This is a genomic window from Chryseobacterium edaphi, from assembly GCF_025628985.1.
GTDB classification, from domain to species: Bacteria; Bacteroidota; Bacteroidia; order Flavobacteriales; family Weeksellaceae; genus Chryseobacterium; species Chryseobacterium edaphi.
The window spans coordinates 401,571-421,807 of record NZ_JAOTEM010000001.1; the positions used below are offsets into that span (position 1 = coordinate 401,571).

16 protein-coding genes are annotated in these 20,237 nt (G+C 35.1%); 15 read left to right on the plus strand and 1 reads right to left on the minus strand.

Going from position 1 to position 20,237, the window contains the following annotated elements; genetic code table 11:
- Positions 1 to 4 precede the first annotated feature (4 nt).
- The 5 genes from NZ698_RS01925 to NZ698_RS01945 all read left to right on the plus strand — a co-directional run bounded on the left by NZ698_RS01925 (position 5) and on the right by NZ698_RS01945 (position 10,113).
- On the plus strand, positions 5 to 775 hold the full coding sequence (locus NZ698_RS01925) for a TIGR02757 family protein (RefSeq protein ID WP_438265544.1): 771 nt from the start codon (positions 5 to 7) through the stop codon (positions 773 to 775).
- A gap of 10 nt (positions 776 to 785) precedes the next feature.
- A complete protein-coding gene (locus NZ698_RS01930) occupies positions 786 to 1,316 on the plus strand; it encodes a hypothetical protein (RefSeq protein WP_263001322.1) in 531 nt (176 codons plus the stop codon).
- Between the two features lie 131 nt (positions 1,317 to 1,447).
- Positions 1,448 to 3,814 carry a choice-of-anchor L domain-containing protein gene (locus NZ698_RS01935; protein WP_263001324.1) on the plus strand — a complete coding sequence of 789 codons (2,367 nt, stop codon included), beginning with the start codon at positions 1,448 to 1,450 and terminating at the stop codon, positions 3,812 to 3,814.
- Between the two features lie 171 nt (positions 3,815 to 3,985).
- Positions 3,986 to 7,588, plus strand: coding sequence for a choice-of-anchor L domain-containing protein (locus NZ698_RS01940; RefSeq protein WP_263001326.1), 3,603 nt, complete (start codon positions 3,986 to 3,988; stop codon positions 7,586 to 7,588).
- Positions 7,589 to 7,734: 146 nt separating this feature from the next.
- Complete coding sequence (locus tag NZ698_RS01945) at positions 7,735 to 10,113, plus strand: choice-of-anchor L domain-containing protein (protein ID WP_263001328.1); 2,379 nt, start codon at positions 7,735 to 7,737, stop codon at positions 10,111 to 10,113.
- A 75-nt stretch (positions 10,114 to 10,188) separates the two neighbouring features.
- Here the strand turns inward: NZ698_RS01945 and rsmA are convergent, their stop codons facing one another.
- Positions 10,189 to 10,959 carry a 16S rRNA (adenine(1518)-N(6)/adenine(1519)-N(6))-dimethyltransferase RsmA gene (gene rsmA / locus NZ698_RS01950; protein WP_263001330.1) on the minus strand — a complete coding sequence of 257 codons (771 nt, stop codon included), beginning with the start codon at positions 10,957 to 10,959 and terminating at the stop codon, positions 10,189 to 10,191.
- A gap of 92 nt (positions 10,960 to 11,051) precedes the next feature.
- Here rsmA and NZ698_RS01955 point away from each other — a divergent pair, with 92 nt between their 5' ends.
- From NZ698_RS01955 to rpsA, 10 genes are all read left to right on the plus strand, one after another.
- Positions 11,052 to 11,948, plus strand: coding sequence for a cell division protein FtsX (locus NZ698_RS01955; protein WP_263001332.1), 897 nt, complete (start codon positions 11,052 to 11,054; stop codon positions 11,946 to 11,948).
- A 4-nt stretch (positions 11,949 to 11,952) separates the two neighbouring features.
- Positions 11,953 to 12,252 (plus strand): DUF3098 domain-containing protein, encoded by a 300-nt coding sequence (locus NZ698_RS01960; protein WP_263001334.1) that lies wholly within the window; start codon positions 11,953 to 11,955, stop codon positions 12,250 to 12,252.
- 132 nt (positions 12,253 to 12,384) lie between these two features.
- Positions 12,385 to 13,203, plus strand: coding sequence for an undecaprenyl-diphosphate phosphatase (locus NZ698_RS01965; protein ID WP_263001336.1), 819 nt, complete (start codon positions 12,385 to 12,387; stop codon positions 13,201 to 13,203).
- A 140-nt stretch (positions 13,204 to 13,343) separates the two neighbouring features.
- Entirely contained in the window at positions 13,344 to 14,042 is a 699-nt protein-coding gene (truB, locus tag NZ698_RS01970; RefSeq protein ID WP_263001338.1) for a tRNA pseudouridine(55) synthase TruB, read from the plus strand.
- Positions 14,039 to 14,632, plus strand: coding sequence for a hypothetical protein (locus tag NZ698_RS01975; RefSeq protein ID WP_263001340.1), 594 nt, complete (start codon positions 14,039 to 14,041; stop codon positions 14,630 to 14,632). Before truB ends, NZ698_RS01975 begins: the two co-directional genes overlap by 4 nt.
- Positions 14,632 to 15,354, plus strand: coding sequence for a 23S rRNA pseudouridine(2604) synthase RluF (gene rluF / locus NZ698_RS01980; RefSeq protein ID WP_263001342.1), 723 nt, complete (start codon positions 14,632 to 14,634; stop codon positions 15,352 to 15,354). Before NZ698_RS01975 ends, rluF begins: the two co-directional genes overlap by 1 nt.
- Positions 15,355 to 15,618: 264 nt before the next feature.
- Complete coding sequence (locus NZ698_RS01985; protein ID WP_263001344.1) at positions 15,619 to 16,425, plus strand: phage tail-like protein; 807 nt, start codon at positions 15,619 to 15,621, stop codon at positions 16,423 to 16,425.
- A 12-nt stretch (positions 16,426 to 16,437) separates the two neighbouring features.
- Positions 16,438 to 17,280 carry a phage tail-like protein gene (locus NZ698_RS01990; protein ID WP_263001346.1) on the plus strand — a complete coding sequence of 281 codons (843 nt, stop codon included), beginning with the start codon at positions 16,438 to 16,440 and terminating at the stop codon, positions 17,278 to 17,280.
- 2 nt (positions 17,281 to 17,282) lie between these two features.
- Complete coding sequence (locus tag NZ698_RS01995; protein WP_263001348.1) at positions 17,283 to 18,116, plus strand: phage tail-like protein; 834 nt, start codon at positions 17,283 to 17,285, stop codon at positions 18,114 to 18,116.
- Positions 18,117 to 18,385: 269 nt separating this feature from the next.
- The gene (rpsA, locus tag NZ698_RS02000; RefSeq protein WP_263001349.1) at positions 18,386 to 20,194 is read left to right on the plus strand and encodes a 30S ribosomal protein S1; all 1,809 of its coding nucleotides are present in this window, start codon (positions 18,386 to 18,388) and stop codon (positions 20,192 to 20,194) included.
- Positions 20,195 to 20,237 lie beyond the last annotated feature (43 nt).

Consider the following 20,237-nt stretch of genomic DNA (forward strand, 5'->3'; position numbering starts at 1 on the left):
TGTTATGTTGAATTTTGAAGAATTAAGAGATTTTCTAAATGAAAAAGCCGATATCTACAATAATTCTGAATTCATTCAGGATGATCCTATACAGATTCCGCATCGTTTTTCTTTAAAGCAGGATATTGAAATTGCTGGTTTTCTCGCTGCAACAATTTCTTGGGGAAACAGGAAGGCGATCATTAAATCTGCTGAGAAGATGCTCGATATAATGGGCAATTCTCCGTATGATTTTGTGAAAAATTATTCTGAAAATGATTTGAAATCAATTGAAGGAAAAAGTATTCACCGAACTTTTAATGGTGAAGATTTTGTATATTTTATTAAGCAATTCAACAGAATTTATAGTGAAAATGAAAGTCTGGAAAATTTATTTATTATTAAAGGTTCCGAAACCAATTTTTATCACGCTATTGAAAGATTCAGGACTGAGTTTTTGAATGTTGAGAAGCATAGAAGTCACAAACACATCAGTTCACCTTATAAAAATTCATCCTCGAAAAGAATCATCATGTTTTTGCGTTGGATGGTACGAAATGACAATCGTGGCGTAGATTTTGGCATTTGGGAGAATATTGATTCAAAACATTTATCCATACCTTTAGATGTTCATACCGGAAATATTTCGAGAAAATTAGGCTTAATTTTAAGAACTCAGAACGACTGGAAAACTGTTTTAGAACTGGATGAAATTATCAGAAAATTTGACGATCAAGACCCTGCAAAATATGATTTTGCTCTATTCGGTTTGGGGGTAACAAAAGAATTATTTTAAACAAAAAATAATGAAAACATCACACGAAAGAAGAGAATCTCTGGAGAAACTTGCAGACGGAATCACCTCATGGATTGGCTCGATACCGTCTCTCATTATTCATACCCTACTTTTTATCACTTCATTTTTGCTGCCTTTCTTTGATGTTGTCGATTTTGATAAAATGTTGCTTGTGTTAACAACAGTGCTTTCTCTGGAGGCAATTTACCTTTCAATACTTATTCAGATGTCGGTGAATAAAAGTCATGAAAAGATTGAGGATATTCAGGAAGATATTGAAGAGATCAGTGAAGATATCGAAGATATTCAGGAAGACTTAGAGGAGATCAGTGAAGACATCGAAGAGATAACAGAAGATATTGAAGATATCCAGGAAGATATTGAAGAAATTAATGATGAAGACGACGATGAAGATCATATCGAAAAAGCGAAAAAAGCGATTTTGAAAAGTAATGTAAATTCTAATAAAAACGAAATTAAATTGCTGAAAGATAAAATTCAGGAACTTCAGAATATGATTGATGATCTAAAGAAGGACTGATCTGATAGTAAAAATACGTAATTTTTGTTTTTCTAAATCATATTGTAAATTTGATGTTAATTCGTAAATCTATAGACATAATCTTAATCATTTAGGATTATTTTTATTATTTTTGGACAAACAATTACAAAATGTTAAAATATCGATCGAAAAACTACTTTAGGTTAAGTTTCTTTTTGTTATTCCTTATAAGTGCCTTTTCCAATGCACAAACTGTAAAGCAGCGAAGATTAGAGGAAGCAAAAAATTCAAAGCCGTCTTCTTCAGCCAAAGCTGGCGATTTAATAGACGTAAATGTAACTCCTTATCCTGCATCCAATTTTACACCAGCGCAATTGGTTACAGATGTTTTAGTGGGAAGTTCAACTTCATGTGGAACGCCAAATATTTCAAATGTTACAATTTCACCGGTTCAACCCGTAACTAATAATGAGAGATTTTGGGGATACTTTAATAAAGGTACTTCAAATTTTCCTTTTGCAGAAGGAATTGTCTTAACAACAGGTACAGCACGTTTGGCAGGAAATAACCCGGAACCGCAACTTGGGGTTGACCTTACTACGGGTACAGATACCGATCTGGAAACCGCTTTAGCAGGTAATACTCTTGATTTGGAAGATGCAGTCATTTTAGAATTTGATTTCGTTCCATCAAGTTCACAAATGAAGTTTAATTATATTTTTGCTTCGGAAGAGTATGATGGTGGATACCCATGTCAAGGATATGAAGATGCTTTTGCTCTTCTTCTAAAACCAAATACTCCTGGAAGCACTTATACCAATCTTGCCGTATTACCAGGTGGTGCAGGACTTGTAACTGCCACCAATATTGTACCTGCGAGTTTTAGTTGTGGTCCAATCAACGCTCAGTATTATGAAACTTTATCACCTGTAAATCAAACCAATCTTTATGGAAGAACAGTGCCATTAACAGCTATGGCAACTGTAATTCCCGGACAATCTTATCATATTAAAATGGTAATGGCCGATGATAATGACGGATCTCACGATTCTGCAGTTTTCTTAGAAGCAGGCTCTTTTGATATTGGAATCAGTATTGTTGACAGTGCGGGGAACCCTGTACCTGAAACTCTGAATGTATGTGATAATACACCGCAAGCTTTGACTGCTCTTGTAGCTACAACTCCGGGAATGACTTTTCAGTGGTATAAAGACGGCGTTGCTATTCCGGGTGCTACAAGCGCAACTTACACCGCTGTAAGTCCGGGAATTTATACAGTGAAGATCATTTTACCTGGTCAAAATTGTCCTGCAGAGGCAAAAGTAACCATTATTGGTGGTACAAGTCCAGTTGTACAAAATGCCACTTTAAAACTTTGTACTACGCCGAGTGTAATAACTTTTGATTTAAATACAGCAAAACCATTAATCAGCACAACAACTGGAGCTATTTTTAAATTTTATTTGGCACAAGCTGATGCGGTAGCTGGAAATAATACCAATATTACCAATATCGCTGCATTTAACGGAAACGACGGGCAGATTCTTTATGTAAATGTTTCAAACGGAGCTTTCTGTTCTAAAGTGGCAACATTAACTTTAAGAAAAGAAGCTACACCAATAGCGGCTCTTACTTCAACTAAACTAAGAATTTGTTCTGGAGAATCTATAACTTTAACAGCTTCAGGCGGTGTAACTTATCAATGGAGTGATTTCTCAGGAAGCGGTGCAGTTCGTACGCTTTCTCCGACACAGAATACGACTTATACAGTTTATGCAATCGGTGCTCAAGGTTGTAAATCTTTACAGCCGGCTTCAGTTGTTGTAGAAGTTGTTCCTGCAATTACTTCAAATCTTTCAGGAGGATTTATATGTTTAGGTGACAGAATCACTTTGGATGCAGGAGCCGGACCAAATTATTCTTACCAATGGAACAACGGTGAAACGGCACAAACAGTTGCTGCAGAAGTACCGGGATTATATTCTGTAACGATCAGTAATGGTGTTTGTTCTAAGGTCTTTACAACTCAGGTTTATCTGGCAATTATTCCTCAGATTATAAAAGTTGATTATAATGAAAGCGGAACGATGGTAGTAACGGCAAGCAATCCAAGTAACGGACAATTAGAGTATTCTAATGATAACGGTGTTACTTGGCAGTCTTCAAACACCTTTACAAATGTTCCGAACAATACATTGGTTTCTATCCGAGTTAAAGTGAAAAATACAAGCTGTGTAGGTTTCTTGGAATACTTCACATTTGTGATGAAAAACGTAATTACTCCGAATGGTGATAATGTAAATGATATGATTGATTTCAGAGGAATCAGTGATCTTAAAGATTTCCAGGCAGTAATTTCAGACAGATACGGTAAAGCAGTTTTTAAAGCTGAAAAAATAAGACCTTATTGGGATGGTTTCTTCCAGGGTAAAAAGTTACCGACATCATCTTATTGGTATCAGGTAACATTTGAAGATCCTGCAACGAAAAAACTTACTGTGAAAACAGGATGGATTTTACTTAAGAATTTTGAATAAATTTTTATAACATATTGAAAAAGACCGATAATTGATCGGTCTTTTTTGTTTCTAGGTATTATGATGAAATTTCATATTTATCATTCCACAATTTGTGTTAATAATAATATAAATATTTCTGAATTAAATTTAAATCAAAAAAAATAGTATTTTTGTTAAAAATAATACAAAATGTTAAATAAAAGTGCAGGAAGTTTATTTTTAGCTCTGTTTTTAGTTCTTATTGGAAATTTTACATTTTCTCAGACTAGAGAAAGAGGTAAAAGTGTGCAGAAAGCTTCTTCTCAAACAATGAAAGCGGGCGCTTTTATAGATGTAAATACAACTAATTATCCTGAGTCATCATACAGTATAACGCAATTGGTAAAGGATGTGTTAATTTCTGGCGGATCTACTTGTTCTACAGCCAATGTAACTAATGTGGCGGTCTCTCCGAATCTTTCTACTGGTGATGTTACGAGAACATGGGGATTTTTTAATAAAGGCACTACCAATTTTCCTTTTGCAAAAGGGATTGTTTTAACAACCGGTCAGGCAAGAAAAGCAGGAAATGCTTTTATTGCAGGGCAATTGGGTGATGGTGTCGTTACTCAAGGAGATGCAGATCTTGCAGCAGCTTTAGGTCTTCCAAATAATAATCTAAAGGATGCTACATATATAGAATTTGATTTTGTACCAACTTCAACTGAAGTTACATTCAGATATTTATTTGCTTCAGAAGAATATCAGGACGGTTTCCCTTGTCAGTTTGTAGATGGTTTTGCTTTATTATTAAGAAAAGTTGGAGATCCATATACCAACTTAGCCGTATTACCAGGTGGGGCAGGACCTGTAAGTACTAAGAATATTCGTCCGTCAACCGAATCTAATGGTAATCCATTGAGTTGCGGGGCATTAAATGCTTCTTATTTCGGAGGGTATAATAATTCTGCAATCGAAACTAATTTTAATGGAAGAACTGTGCCTTTAACTGCTAAAGCGACAGTTATACCTGGTCAGACTTATCATTTTAAAATGGTATTGGCAGATTACAATGATTCAACATATGATTCAGGTGTTTTCTTAGAAGCGGGTTCATTCGATATTGGTGTTCAGATTTTAGGGCCGACAGGAGTTCAGCTTCCGGCTTCTATCAATGTTTGTGATAATGCACCTCAAACCTTTACTGCATCCGCTCAGATTCCAAATGCAACATACCAATGGTTTTTAGGAACCACTGCTATACCTGGAGCGACTAATGCTTCTTACACAGCAACACAACCAGGTGTTTATTCTGTTGAGGTGCTGATTCCGGGTAATTCTTGTCCGGGTAAAGCCAGCATAACTATTGTTGGCGGAACATCACCGACAGTACAAAATGCAACTTTGACGAGTTGTTATACTCCTGGAAATGCAATTTTTAATTTAACATCTGCTCAAACCTCAATAAGTACAACTCCGGGTGTGACATTTTCATATTATGTCAATCAGTCAGATGCCAATGCAGGAAATACAAGCACAATTGCTAGTCCAACAACTTTTTCAAGTGCAGGAAATCAAACAGTTTATGTTCTAGTAAAAAGCGGATTTTGCTCTAAAGTCGCACAATTACAATTGGTAAAAGCGGCAGAAATCACTCCTACAATAGCAACACCAACTGCCTTGACGTGTACCAATACTCAGGTTACATTAAATGCATCAACTTCAGTTTATCCTGCAGGATCTACTTTTGCATGGACGACTACAGGAGGAAATATAGTTTCAGGAGGTACAACATTAAATCCAGTTGTAAATGCGGCAGGAACTTATATATTAACAATTTCTAATACTTTCGCTGGAAATGTTACCTGTACCGGAACAGCAAGTGTTACCGTAATAGGAGACAGCGCACCACCAGCAACGGGACTTACTGCAAGCAAACTGATAATTTGCTCAGGTGAATCTGTAACCTTAACTGCAACGGGAGGAGCAACTTACAATTGGGCAACTCTTACAGGAAACGGAGCCACTCAAACCGTATCTCCTACAGCAACGACTACTTATTCTGTAACAGCTGTAGGTACAAACGGATGTGTTTCAACATCTCCAGCAACCATTACTATCCAAGTTTCTCAGCCTTTTACTGCTCAGAATGCAAGCCTTTTAAAATGTTATCAACAAGGGAATATCACTTATGATCTTACCTCTGCTCAAAGTCAGATAACTACGGCTACATCAGGTATCACATTTACATATTATGTTAATCAGTTAGATGCAATTGCAGGAAATACGAGCAACATTACAGCTCCTACAACATTTCAAAGTCCGGGAAATCAGACTATTTATGTTTTAGTAAGCAATGGAGGATGTAAGTATGTTGTAAATCTACAATTATTGACAACTGCTGCAACGACATTAACGATTGCTACGCCCCAAACCATTACCTGTACAACAGCTCAGGTAACTTTGAATGCTTCAGCTTCTGTAATTCCTGCAGGTTCTACAATTGCGTGGACGACTACAGGAGGAAATATTGTTTCAGGAGGAAATACTTTAAGTCCTGTCGTAAATGCTGCAGGAACATATACGTTAACAGTTACAAATATAACACAGCCAGCAAACTTAACCTGTACATTCACCGCGACGGTTACAGTTATTCAGGATAAAGTTTTACCAGTTGCCAATTTAACTTCTACATTCCAGCAAATCTGTCCTGGAGAATCTGTGACTTTAACAGCATCGGGTGGAGCAACTTATAACTGGGGCAACGGACTGACAGGAAATGGTCCTACGCAAGTCGTTTCTCCAACTACAAACACAACGTATTCTGTGCTTGCTGTAGGAGCAAATGGTTGCGTTTCTGCAAATCCTGCATTTATCACAATTGTTGTGGGACCGCCAACAGCTATTGTTGCCGCTTCAAAAAGTAAAATTTGCGCAGGTGAATCTGTGACATTGACTGCAAGTGGAGGATTTACTTATAACTGGGTTGGTCTTCCCGGAAACGGAAATACGCAAGTGGTAACTCCTTCTGTTACTACAACCTATTCAGTGTTTGCATTAGGTGGAAATGGTTGTGTATCGAATACTCCAGCAACCATTACTATTGAAGTTGTTCCCGCAATTGTTTCTACATTAAAAGATGTTTACGCCTGTGCAGGAGATAACGGAGTCTTAGACGCAGGAGCAGGACCAAACTATACTTATTTATGGAGTAACGGTGCAACTACACAGACGATCACAACCAATATTCCGGGATCTTACTCTGTAACGATCAGTAACGGGACTTGTACAAAACTATTTACTGCGCAACTGATCAATCCTGATCTTCCTCAGTTTACAAATGTGGTATTTGAAAATAATGTATTGACAATTTCTGCAACAAATCCTACAGGTGGGGTTTTGGAATATTCAATTGACGGAGGTAATACGTGGCAGTCATCCAACATTTTCTATAATGTTTTAGACAATACCAATTATAGTATCTCTGTAAAAGTAAAAGATGCAAAATGTGGTAATACATTACAATTCTTTACGTTTGTAATAAGCAATGCAATTACTCCAAACAGTGATGGTCTGAATGATTACATTGATTTTACAGGCATTAGCAATTACAAGAATTTTGCAGCATCAATTTTTGACAGATACGGAGCAGAATTATTTAAAGCTGATAAATCTAATTTGAGATGGGACGGTTCTTTGAAAGGAATCAATATTCCAACCGCAACATATTGGTATAGAGTTCAATGGGAAAATCCGGCCAGTAAAAAACTTGAATTAAAGTCCGGTTGGATTCTACTTAAAAACAGAAACTAGATATCAAGGTCTCCTAATTGGAGACCTTTTTAATTTTAAACAAGAAACGCACGAAATTTTTCAAGATTTCCCAATTATTTTAAAATATGGCACTTATTGGTATTATTTATTTAAAAAAATGCTAAATTTGTTGAAACAAAATTATTATGAAGAGATATCTACTATTGTTTTCGTTATTTTTACTCAATTCAAATTTTCTTTTTTCACAAACTATTTATCCAAGAGTTGTTGGTAAACCAAATCCAAATTTAGACAAAAAAGCAGGTCAGTTTATTGATGTTAATGCCGCTGGTTATGCTCCGACAGCTTATACTCCTACCCAGTTAGTGAAAGATATATTAATATCATCAGGAACAAATTCTTGTGTTACACCTACTGTAACTAACGTTCAGGTGAGTCCAAATTTACCAGCAACTAACGCCAACAGATCATGGGGATATTTCCATAAAGGAACAACAAACTTCCCATTTACAGATGGTATTATATTAATGACTGGAAGAGCCAGTGACGCTGGAAATTCTTATATTGATGTTAATACAAATATCAGCGTTGGCTTCAATGTAGGGACTGGTAGCGATCCGGATTTAGTTACGGCTACAAGCCCATCCGCTACTTTATCAGATGCGGTCATTTTAGAATTTGATTTCGTGCCGACATCATCACAAGTGAAATTTAATTATTTATTTGCTTCTGAAGAATATACAGGTTCTTTCCCATGTAGCTTTTCTGATGCATTTGCTTTGTTGTTGAGACCTACAGCAGGTGGACCTTATGTAAATATGGCTGTATTGCCGGCTCCGGGTTCTGGTCCGGTAAGTGTAACAAATATTCATCCGGCTAATAATTTTGCAGGAGGAAATATGGGTTGCGCAGCTGTGAATGCCACATTTTTTGGAGGATATAATACTACAAATATAGAAACCAATTTTAATGGTAGAACAGTTCCTTTGACTGCAACAGCTACAGTTGTACCGGGACAATCTTACCACTTTAAAATGGTTTTGGCTGATGCAATTGACAGAAGCTATGATTCTGCAGTATTTTTAGAAGGTGGTTCTTTCAATATCGGTGTAGAATTATTAGATCCTTCGGGAGCTCAGTTACCTGAGGAAATAAATGTTTGTGATAATGTACCGCAAGTCATTACAGCATCAGTAAGTGATCCTAATTTATTATATCAGTGGTATTTTAACGGAACTGCTATTCCGGGAGCTACAACCAATGTTATTACTGCAGTACAACCTGGAAATTATACGATTGAAGTTACCGTTCCGGGAAATCCTTGTCCGGGAACTGCAACAATTAAGATAAATGGAGGAACAACGCCTTTAGCTCAGGATGCGTCATTCCGTTTATGTAGTACTCCTGATATTACAACATTCGATTTGAATAATGCCAAACCATTAATTAGTCCTACACCGAATGCCGTTTTCAGATTTTATACAACTCAGGCAGATGCGGCCGCTCAAAATGGTAATTTTATTCAAACTCCGGCAAATTATAACGGAACCGATGGTCAGATTCTGTATGTAGTAGTTTCTGATGGAGGTTTCTGTAGTAAAACTATTAAGTTAACATTGATTAGAGAAGTTACTCCCATTGCAGAAGTAACTTCTACCAGAATCAGAGTTTGTCCGGGAGAATCTGTGACACTTACTGCTACAGGTGGTGTAACTTATCTTTGGGATAATTTTACCGGAAATGGTAATACTCAAACTATTCCTGTTTATCAGACTACAACATTTACTGTATATGCAATTGGAGCAAAAGGATGTAAATCTCTTTTACCTGCAAAAATTACAGTAGAAGTCGTTCCGGCAATCACTTCTCCTTTGATGGATGTTGAAATGTGTATTGGCGATAGTATCGTTTTAGATGCAGGAGCAGGAACAAATTATACATATGTATGGAGTACAGGAGCAACAACGCAAACAATCACAGCAACACAATTAGGAATTTATACAGTAACAATCAATAATGGTATTTGCCAAGAATTATTTACTGTGAAAGTACTTGGTGCATCATCGCCGTTCTTTACAAATATTAGCTATGAAAATAATACTTTAACGGCAATCGCTACCAATCCTTCCATCAATAATATTTACGGGACTTTAGAATACTCTATTGACGGAGGAGTTCATTGGCAAGATTCTAATATCTTTACAAATCTTACAGACAATACGACTTATAATATTCTCGTTAGAATAAAAGGTACCACTTGTGTGGGGACAGTTGAGTTCTTTACATTAGCAATCAACAATGTCATTACTCCGAATCAGGATGGTGTAAACGATGTATTGGATCTTACCAACTTAAAAGACTTTAATAATTTCACAGGATCAATCTATGACAGATATGGTGTTGAAATTTTCAGATTCTCAAAAGAGAGACCAATCTGGGACGGAACCATTGCAGGAAAAAGATTACCGACAGCAACTTATTGGTACAAATTTAACTTCGAATACAAGAAGTCTAAAGTACAAATGAACAGATCCGGATGGATCATGTTGAAAAACAGAGAATAATCTTAAAACAGATATCAATAAAAATAGCCTTTCAAATTTGAAAGGCTATTTTGTTTATTAATAATTCAAAAAAAATTATATATTTTCTTTCCAGAGTTTGGTGAAGTGAATAAAATCCTCTACACTTAATTCTTCAGCTCTTTTATCCATAAATTCGTGAGTTTTTAAGGCTTCTGGAATGTTCATAACCTTCCATGAGTTGGATAATTTTTTTCTTCTCTGTCCAAAACCTGCTTTTACAATTTGCTTAAAAAGAACTTCATTTCCTACAAGACCTTCTTTAGGGTTCCTGGTCAGTCTTATTACACCGGATTTTACTTTCGGTGGCGGATTGAATACATTTTCATGAACCGTAAACAAATATGTCACATCATAATATGCCTGTACCAAAACGGAGAGAATTCCATAGTCTTTGGTTCTCGGAACAGCAGCAGTTCTTTCTGCAACTTCCTTTTGGAACATTCCAACCATTTCAGGAACAATTTGATAATAATCAATAATTTTAAATAAAATCTGAGACGAAATATTGTAAGGGAAATTTCCGATGATTGCGATCTGTTCGCCATTAATAAAATTAAAATCCTGCTTCAAAAAATCTCCTACGAAGGTTTCTTCTGTAGCTTTAGCATAGTTTTTTTTAAGATAATCAATAGATTCTGTGTCAATTTCAGCCAGATAAATAGTCTGGTCTTTATCCAAAAGATATTTGGTAAGCACGCCCATTCCTGGTCCTACTTCCATGACGTTGTTGTAGTTTTCGTAGCTTAAGACTTCTACAATATTTTTTGCGATGTTTTCATCCGTCAAAAAGTGTTGACCCAGATGTTTTTTTGCTCTTACACTCAAAGTTTATTTATGATTTCGTTAACAATGATTTTCTCTTATTCGTTCCAAATTTCGGTAGAATTTTTCTATTTTAGCCAAAAATTTTAATATTAATGGCGAAATCTGTAGAAGAGTTTAATAAGAAAAGGCTTCGGTCTAGCAATATTACTGTTGTAATAAGTATTGCCCTTGTGTTATTTTTATTGGGATTAATGGGCTTGATTTTGATCAATGCACAGAAATATTCTGATTATCTGAAAGAGCAACTTGTTGTAAACGCGTACTTTGACGAAAATTATGACGTAAAAGATTCTGCCAGAATTGTAAAGCAGGAAGCGGATGCAGTTCAGCAAATTCAAAAACTGGAATCTGTAAAACGTACAACTTATATCTCTAAAAAACAGGCTTCGGCTGAAGCTAAAAAAAGTTTGGGTGTCAACAGTGAAGCACTTTTTGAAGACGATATCTTTCCGGCTTCTGTAGAAATTGCCTTAAAACCTGAATATACAGACTCAACCAAAATCGGTGCAGTTTTGTCTCAGATCAAATCAGTTCCCGGAATCGTAGATGTGAAAAACGATTCTGATTCTCAGAAAATTTACGATAAATTAAATAAAATTCTAAAATGGATTTTGGCATTTTGCGTTTTGTTTTTAGTTTTGGCGATTGTTTTAATTAACAATTCGATAAGATTAAAAGTTTTCTCAAAAAGATTTATCATCAAAACCATGCAGCTTGTTGGTGCAAAAAGACGATTTATCTTGACACCTTTTATCAAAGAAGCTTTAATTCTTGGTTTGTTGGGTGCAGTTCTAGCTTTATTGGCATTGTCTGGACTTTGGTATTACTTTACAACCACTATAAAAACTCCATTTGTACAAGATACCAATCAATATTTCTGGTTAGTTCTTTTAATTTTCGGAGTAGGTATTTTCATCACAATATTAAGTACAATCGTTGCAACATGGAGATTCCTGAGATCAAATGTTGACGACTTATATTATTCTTAAAAAAATGGGCAAAAAAACACATAAATTTTCCGCGTCAGATTTTGGGACGGAAACAGAAGTTTCAGAAAGATCAGCTTTCTATTTCGGAAAAGAAAACTACAAATGGATGCTTATCGGTTTAGCTTGCATCGTTGTAGGTTTCCTTTTAATGATGGGACCGGATGCGAATACAATTGACGGTAAATTAGATCCAAATTCCTGGAACGATGGTATATTTTCAATCAGAAGAATCAGAATCGCACCCTTGTTGATTGTGATCGGTTTTGTGATTGAAATTTACGCAATTCTGAAAAGGAAGAAATAAAAAGAACTAAGTAAAAAGTATATGAACCAGACAAGATGGTTCAGATAAAGAAAAGTCGGTTGTTTAACAATTGACTTTTTGTTTAAATTAAAAAATAGGCTCAAGCAATTTGCCAAAAGCCAGCTGCTAATTATGGATTTAATCAAAGCAATCATCATTGCAATCATAGAAGGTCTTACAGAATATCTACCGATTTCATCAACAGCTCATATGGGTTTCACAGCGAACTTGATGGGCTTGGAAGAAACAGAATTTCTAAAAATGTTTCAGGTTTCCATACAGTTTGGGGCAATTCTTTCAGTTGTAGTTGCTTACTGGAAAAAGTTTTTTGACCTGAAAAATCTTCAGTTTTATTTCAAATTGGGTTTTGCAGTAATTCCGGCTTTGGTTTTAGGATATATTTTTGACGATAAAATTGAGGCCGTTTTAGGAAATCAAATTGCTATTTCATCTGTTTTGGTTTTGGGCGGTGTTGTTCTTCTATTTGCAGATAAGTGGTTTAAAAATCCTGTTATTCATGACGAAAAAGAATTGTCTATAAAAAAAGCGGTCATTATAGGGTTTTGGCAATGTCTTGCGATGATGCCCGGAACGAGTAGAAGTGCAGCTTCTATAATTGGTGGAATGACACAGGGTTTAACAAGAAAAGCAGCAGCAGAATTTTCATTTTTCTTAGCTGTTCCTACCATGTTGGCGGTGACTGTTTATTCAGTTTTTGTGAAAACCTGGGGTAAAGAAACTGCAAATCCGATGAAAGGATACGAGATGATTCTTGAATCTCAAGATCACATCATGATATTTATTGTGGGGAATATTGTTGCATTTATCATAGCACTTATCGCAATCAAAGCATTCATTGGTGTTCTGAATAAATATGGTTTCAAACCTTGGGGATGGTACAGAATTATTGTCGGAATTGCTTTGTTGGTTTATTTTTATTGGTTTAAATAACTTTTAGGGCAGCTTTTCCGCCTTCCACTCCCGCTTTTTTTCCTACACTTCGTTCCTGCAAAAAGAGCTCCGTTCAAGTCGGGCTGCGAGAGATTCAACGTAAACAAAATATTACTCATTACCAATTACTTATCAACTTTATGACAGCAGAACAACTTCTCGAAGGGCATGTTTTTCTTTTAGACAAACCTCTGGACTGGACTTCCTTTCAGGCGGTCAATAAAATGAAATACAAACTCAAAAGCGAGTTTGGTCTTCCGAAGAAATTTAAAATAGGTCATGCAGGAACTTTAGATCCTAGAGCAACTGGTCTTTTGATTGTCTGCACAGGAAAATTCACGAAAAAAATTCCTGAAATACAGGACGCTCCAAAGGAATATTGGACAGAGATAAAAATTGGAGTACAGACAGAATCTTATGACACAGAAAAACCTGAAATTCTTCAACAGGATATTTCACATATCACTGAAGGAAACGTAAAAGAAGCTCTAGATAAATTTTTAGGTGAAATCGAACAGACTCCACCTATTTTCTCTGCCATTAAAATTGATGGAAAAAGAGCTTATGATATGGCGAGAGCAGGACAGGAGGTTGAGATGAAATCAAGAAAAACTACTATCAATTATATTAAAAATGTAGAAATCAATTTTCCGATAGTAAGCTTTATGGTAGGTTGTTCAAAAGGAACTTACATTAGAAGTTTAGCTCACGATATTGGTCAGGAATTAGGAGTTGGTGCATATTTAACACAATTAAGAAGAACAAAAATCGGGGATTACAACGTAGATGATGCAACTTCAGATTTTTTAGAAAACGAATACAGATTTGAAAATTTATGATGAGAAATTTATTGATTTTATCATTTTTATTGATTTCACTACAATCATTTTCACAGGTCGATCAATCGAAGAAACCGAAAATGGATTTCTATTTTAATCCTACTTTAAACATAGGTTACAACGTGAAAAATCAAAGTAAGAGAAATCAAAATCAAGATTCTCAGTATTATCAAGATTATGTTTCGCCATATCTTCCGAATGATTTTACTTATGGCATTTCTGCAGTTGGAGGTTACAATTTTCTTCCTAACTTTGCAATCGGGACAGGCTTGAAGTATAGTTATATAGATCCGAATTTTCACATGATGTACTGGTTGATTCAGCCAAAATTTGTTTTTAATCCGGGTGACGAAGCTTTTTTTATTGATGTTACTTATGGAAAGCAGATCAATAAGTCAGTCATTTCAAATTCTGAATTTTGGGGATTAAAATTAGGACTTCAAGTGGCGTATTCAAAAAGACTAAGCCAGGAAGGAGGTTTGGTTTTTGAAACTTTACAAGCATCACGCTCAAACACATTATTTATAGGATTAAGTTACGGAATCACGATTTTCAGTAATAAAAATTACACAGTAGAAGGAATAGACTAATGGAAAAAACACGTATCAATAAATATCTCTCGGAAGTAGGTTTCTGCTCAAGACGAGCCGCAGACAAACTTTTAGAAGAGGGAAGAATCACAATTAACGGAAAAGTACCCGAATTGGGAACAAAAGTATCTGATGAAGACGTGGTGGAAGTTGACGGAAAACCCGTCCGTGAATCTGAAGATAAACCTATTTATATTGCTTTCAATAAACCTGTAGGAATTGTTTGTACTACAGATACAAAGCGTGAGATTGATAATATTATAGAATACATAAACCATCCGAAAAGAATTTTTCCTATCGGACGATTAGATAAACCGAGTGAAGGTTTGATTTTGTTGACGAATGACGGTGATATCGTTAATAAAATCCTTCGAGGAAAGAATAACCATGAAAAAGAATATCTGGTAAGAGTTGACAAACCGCTTAATACTAAATTTCTCGAAAAAATGCGAAATGGTGTTCCTATTCTTGATACTGTTACTAAAAAGTGTGAAGTGGAGAGAATAGATGATATGACTTTCCGTATTGTTTTGACTCAGGGTTTAAATAGACAGATCAGAAGAATGTGTGAATTCCTTGGCTATGAAGTGAAAAAACTGAAACGTATAAGAATTATGAATATCAAACTTGATCTTCCTCTAGGAAAGTGGCGAGATTTGACAGATGAGGAACTTATAGAGCTTAATCTTTTACTCGATGGCTCTTCAAAAACTTTTGAATAAGATATTTTATATTTAATTTCCAAAAAAAAATAGTACGTTTTATATATTTATGATTATCAAATAAGTAATGTTAAAAGTGTTTTGAATACTGATTAAAACAATCTTTTATAGAAATTTAATTCACAAATTAGCAGTTATTTTTATCATGTTTTAAATGTAATTGATTATATTTTAACGATTTAACTTTTTTTAATCAAATATTTGTTCTTATATTTGTGTAAGATAATTGAAAAATTATTATTAAACACAATTACAAATAAAATGATGAAAAAGAATCTCTTTTTGATAGCAGCATCTTGTCTGCTATTTATTTCAGAAACGAAAGCCCAAATAGGGATAGGTACTACAACTGTAGAAAATGATTTACTTCTAAAAATTACTTCTCCTAATAAAGGCATTCTTCTTCCAAGTTTAAATATTTCAAATCTAAATTTAGCGGCTCCGGTTACAAGTCCAAGTCTTGGATTGTTGGCTTACAATAATGCATCCGGAAAACAAGGATTTAATTTTTGGGATGGTACAAAATGGAAAGAACTCGTGGATACCAAAAATATTTATTCTGTTTTGGGTTTAACGATTTCTTATAGTACATCCAATTCTTCTGTACTTACTTTAAATAGCATTTCAGGTCCATTGAATTACACTGAAAATTCGACTCCCGGAACAGTTTGGACAGAAGTTCCCGGTCTTTCCAAAGATATTACCATTACTCAAACAAACAATAGTGTTTTTGTTATCACCGAAGGAATGGTACAGGCAAATAATACCAATCTGAATTCTTTAGCGGTTTATACATATGCGGTAGGAATTTTTGTGGATGGTAAACTTGCGGGAGTGCGCAATTATTCGGCAAATTACGGAAGGTCTTATCAATACGACTTTTTCTCAATCAATACATTATTTAAAAATCTTACGGTAGGGAATCATACAATCAAGACATATGTTACTATGAGAGCTAATCAATATTCTAACGCAACAGAATGGAAATTTGGCGGAACAGCCAATGCAAATTCTGTGAATAATGATATGGCAACGATCAATATGTTTATAAAATTAACCGAAAAGTCATAAAAACACAAAGTAATGAGAAATATATATTTATTGTTCCTTCTAATTTTGTTGGGAACTAATTTTGACGCTCAAAGCGGCTCGGTAGGGATAGGAACAGCTAATCCGAATTCGTCTGCAATTTTGGATCTTGTATCTAGTAGTAAAGGAATTATGATTCCTAAAGTTTCATTGAACCAAAATAATATATCGGATTATAGTTTTATGGCTACAACTCCTACTGTTTCACTTTTAGTTTATAATACGAATGCAAGTTTTTCGGGTGGAACAGGTTTGTATTATTGGGACGGTACAAAATGGGCATTTTATTTTAATACTGCCAATATTAATTTATTGCTTGGTATTACAAAATATGCTTCAAAGATTTATAATACCGGAGTTTCGACAAATAATTATCCTGCAGATGCAACTTCTGTTGGCTCATTTGTGAATGGAATTTCTATTGGTTCACCTTGGGTAGAAATTACAGATCCTACACCATTTAATTTTACAATTGACAGGGTAACAAACAACGCAGTAGTGACTTTCACAGGAATGTTGCAACTCAATAATTCTTCTTCATCTTCTGCAAGTGTTACTTATGGTTTAGGAATTTTTATTGATGATAAACTTATATCTTCAAAATCCGCCTCAATGAATATCGATAATACATGTGCATTTCAAGAATTTACGATCACAGGAATTGTTAATAATCTTACAGTAGGCAATCATACTGTAAAATTGGGGGTAATGAATAGATCAAGTACTACAAGTACAACGATGAGTTACGGTCAAAAAGCTTCGAGTTGTACTAATATTTCAAATGATGAAGCAAGAATAAGTGCGATTGTATTAATTAACCAGCCATTACCTTATTAATTATGAAAAAATTACACAGCTTTTTTATTTTATTGTGTATTCCAACCGTAGTTTTGTCACAAGTAGTTATGACAGACAAAGCTGTTCCGGTTGTAGACAATAGTGCGATATTGAAATTAGATTCAGACACGAAGGGAGTATTATATCCACGAATAGCCTTAAATTCAAATACAGATATTATTACAATACCCAATCCTCAAAACGGAAATATTGTTTTTAATACCAATTCAACAGCAACTTTACCGCAAACAGTCGCCTATTATGATAATCTAAAATGGAATGCCTTACTTACCAAAGAACAGGTGCAGGAACATTTCGATATCGTTAATACAAGTTCAGTTTCTTCAGCTGGGAATATTTCCATTACAGGATTTAATCCGGGAGCGATAAATTTGGGAGGTGGTACTACAGGATGGACTTCTTTAGGAATCACTGATAGCAAAACATTTACCCGTGCAAAAAATTCATTGGCTTTTACAGTTGAAGGTATGGCGCAATTAGATAAATCTTCTAATGAGTATTTTGAATATGCAATAGGAATATTTGTAGATGATATTCTTGTAGTAGTAAGAAAATATCACAGAAATAGCGAAGATGCAACGTGTTCTTGGCATAAATTTGTTTTAAACGGAGTTGTTAATAATCTTGCAATCGGAAATCATACTATTAAAGTAATGGCAAGAAATATTGCTTCTACAAGCAACTCTTCGACACAGAAAATATTTTACGGAGGAGTTGCTCAGAGCTCAAATGCAGGAAATCCTATTTGTGACAATATGAGCAATTTTATGTCTAAAATTTCATTAAGTACTACAGTAGTTGAGTCTTTAAACTAATTATGAATTCTCATCGTTATATGTGTTTTTTTAACAACGGATGTATAAAAGCATCCGTTTTTTATTTTAATGATTTAAAACAGCGGTTTAAAGTATGTAATAATAATATAAAAGCATTGCCATAATTAATTTTTTTCGTACTTTTGCACTCACTTTTGTGAACGTACTTTCGGCGAAGTAAAACATTAACAATTAACAACTTCCATATTTTTCAGGATTCACAGCAAAGCCGAGGTCTGTAAGAATTGGAATACAAATTTTATTAGAAAATGTCAAAAGAGACAAATTCAGCAGAGGTTATTCTTAACCAAAACGTAGCACCAGAACAATTTGATTGGGATTCTTTCGAATCAGGTCTTGATGCAGATGCGAGAAAAGAAAAAAGCGATCTTGAAGAAATCTATAACGGATCTCTTAGCAGCTTAAACGACAACGATGTAATCGTAGGTAAAGTTGTAAGATTGACTGACAAAGAAGCTATCGTAGACATCGATTTCAAATCTGAAGGTGTTATTTCTCTTAACGAATTCCGTTACAACCCAGGCCTAAAAGTTGGTGATGATGTTGAGGTAATGGTTGACAGAAGAGAAGACAAGACTGGTCAGTTACAGTTATCTCACAGAAAAGCTAGAACGCTTAAAGCTTGGGATAGAGTAAACGAACTTCACGAAACTGGAGAAATCGTTAACGGTTTTGTAAAATCTAGAACTAAAGGAGGTATGATCGTTGACGTTCACGGTATCGAAGCATTCTTACCAGGTTCTCAAATCGACGTTAAGCCAATTAAAGATTACGATCAGTTCGTAGGTAAAACTATGGAGTTCAAAGTTGTGAAAATCAACCCTGAGTTCAAAAACGTAGTAGTATCTCACAAAGCATTGATCGAAGCAGATATCGAAGGTCAGAAAAAAGAAATCATCGCACAGCTTGAAAAAGGTCAGGTTCTTGAAGGTACTGTTAAGAATATTACTTCTTACGGTGTATTCGTAGATCTTGGTGGTGTAGACGGATTGATCCACATTACAGACCTTTCTTGGTCTAGAGTGAACCATCCATCTGAGATCTTGGAAGACGGACAAACTGTGAAAGTGGTTATCCTTGACTTTGATGACGAGAAAACAAGAATCCAGTTGGGTATGAAGCAATTAGAAGCTCATCCTTGGGATGCTCTTTCTGCTGATATGAAAGTGGGTGATAAAGTAAAAGGAAAAGTAGTGGTTCTTGCTGATTATGGTGCATTCGTAGAGATTGCTCCAGGTGTAGAAGGATTAATTCACGTTTCTGAAATGTCTTGGTCTACTCACTTGAGAAGCGCAGGAGATTTTGTAAAAGTAGGTGACGAAGTGGAAGCTGAAGTACTTACTTTAGACAGAGAAGACAGAAAAATCTCTTTAGGTATGAAACAGTTATCTAAAGATCCTTGGGAAAATATCGAAGCTAAATATCCGGTAGGTTCTGAGCACGTTGGAACTGTAAGAAACTTTACAAACTTCGGTGTATTCGTAGAATTGGAAGAAGGTATCGACGGATTAATCTATATCTCAGACCTTTCTTGGACTAAGAAAATCAAGCATCCATCAGAATTCTGTGCAGTAGGTGATAAATTGAATGTTGTAGTTCTTGAACTAGACATCCAGGCTAGAAGATTATCTCTAGGTCACAAGCAATTGACAGAAAACCCATGGGATAAATTTGAAACTAAATATGCTGAAGGAACTGTACACGCTGGTAAAGCTGTAGAAGTGCACGATAAAGGTGCTTCTGTACAATTCGAAGATGCTGAAGTAGAAGCTTTCTGCCCATCAAGATTATTAGAGAAGGAAGACGGATCTAAAATCAAAAAAGGTGAAGATGCTCAATTCAAAGTGATTGAATTCAACAAAGAATTCAAAAGAGTAGTAGTTTCTCACACAGGTATCTTCAGAGACGAAGAGAAAAAGAATGCAAGAGAAGCATCTAACAACAGATCTAATAACAACAATAACACTTCATCTTCTTCTAACAACGAAGAAAGATCAACTTTAGGTGATATTGACGTATTAGCTGAATTAAAAAAGAAAATGGAAGGAGGTAAATAAACTCTGATCATTTTTAAAATATGAAGCCACTCGTAAGAGTGGC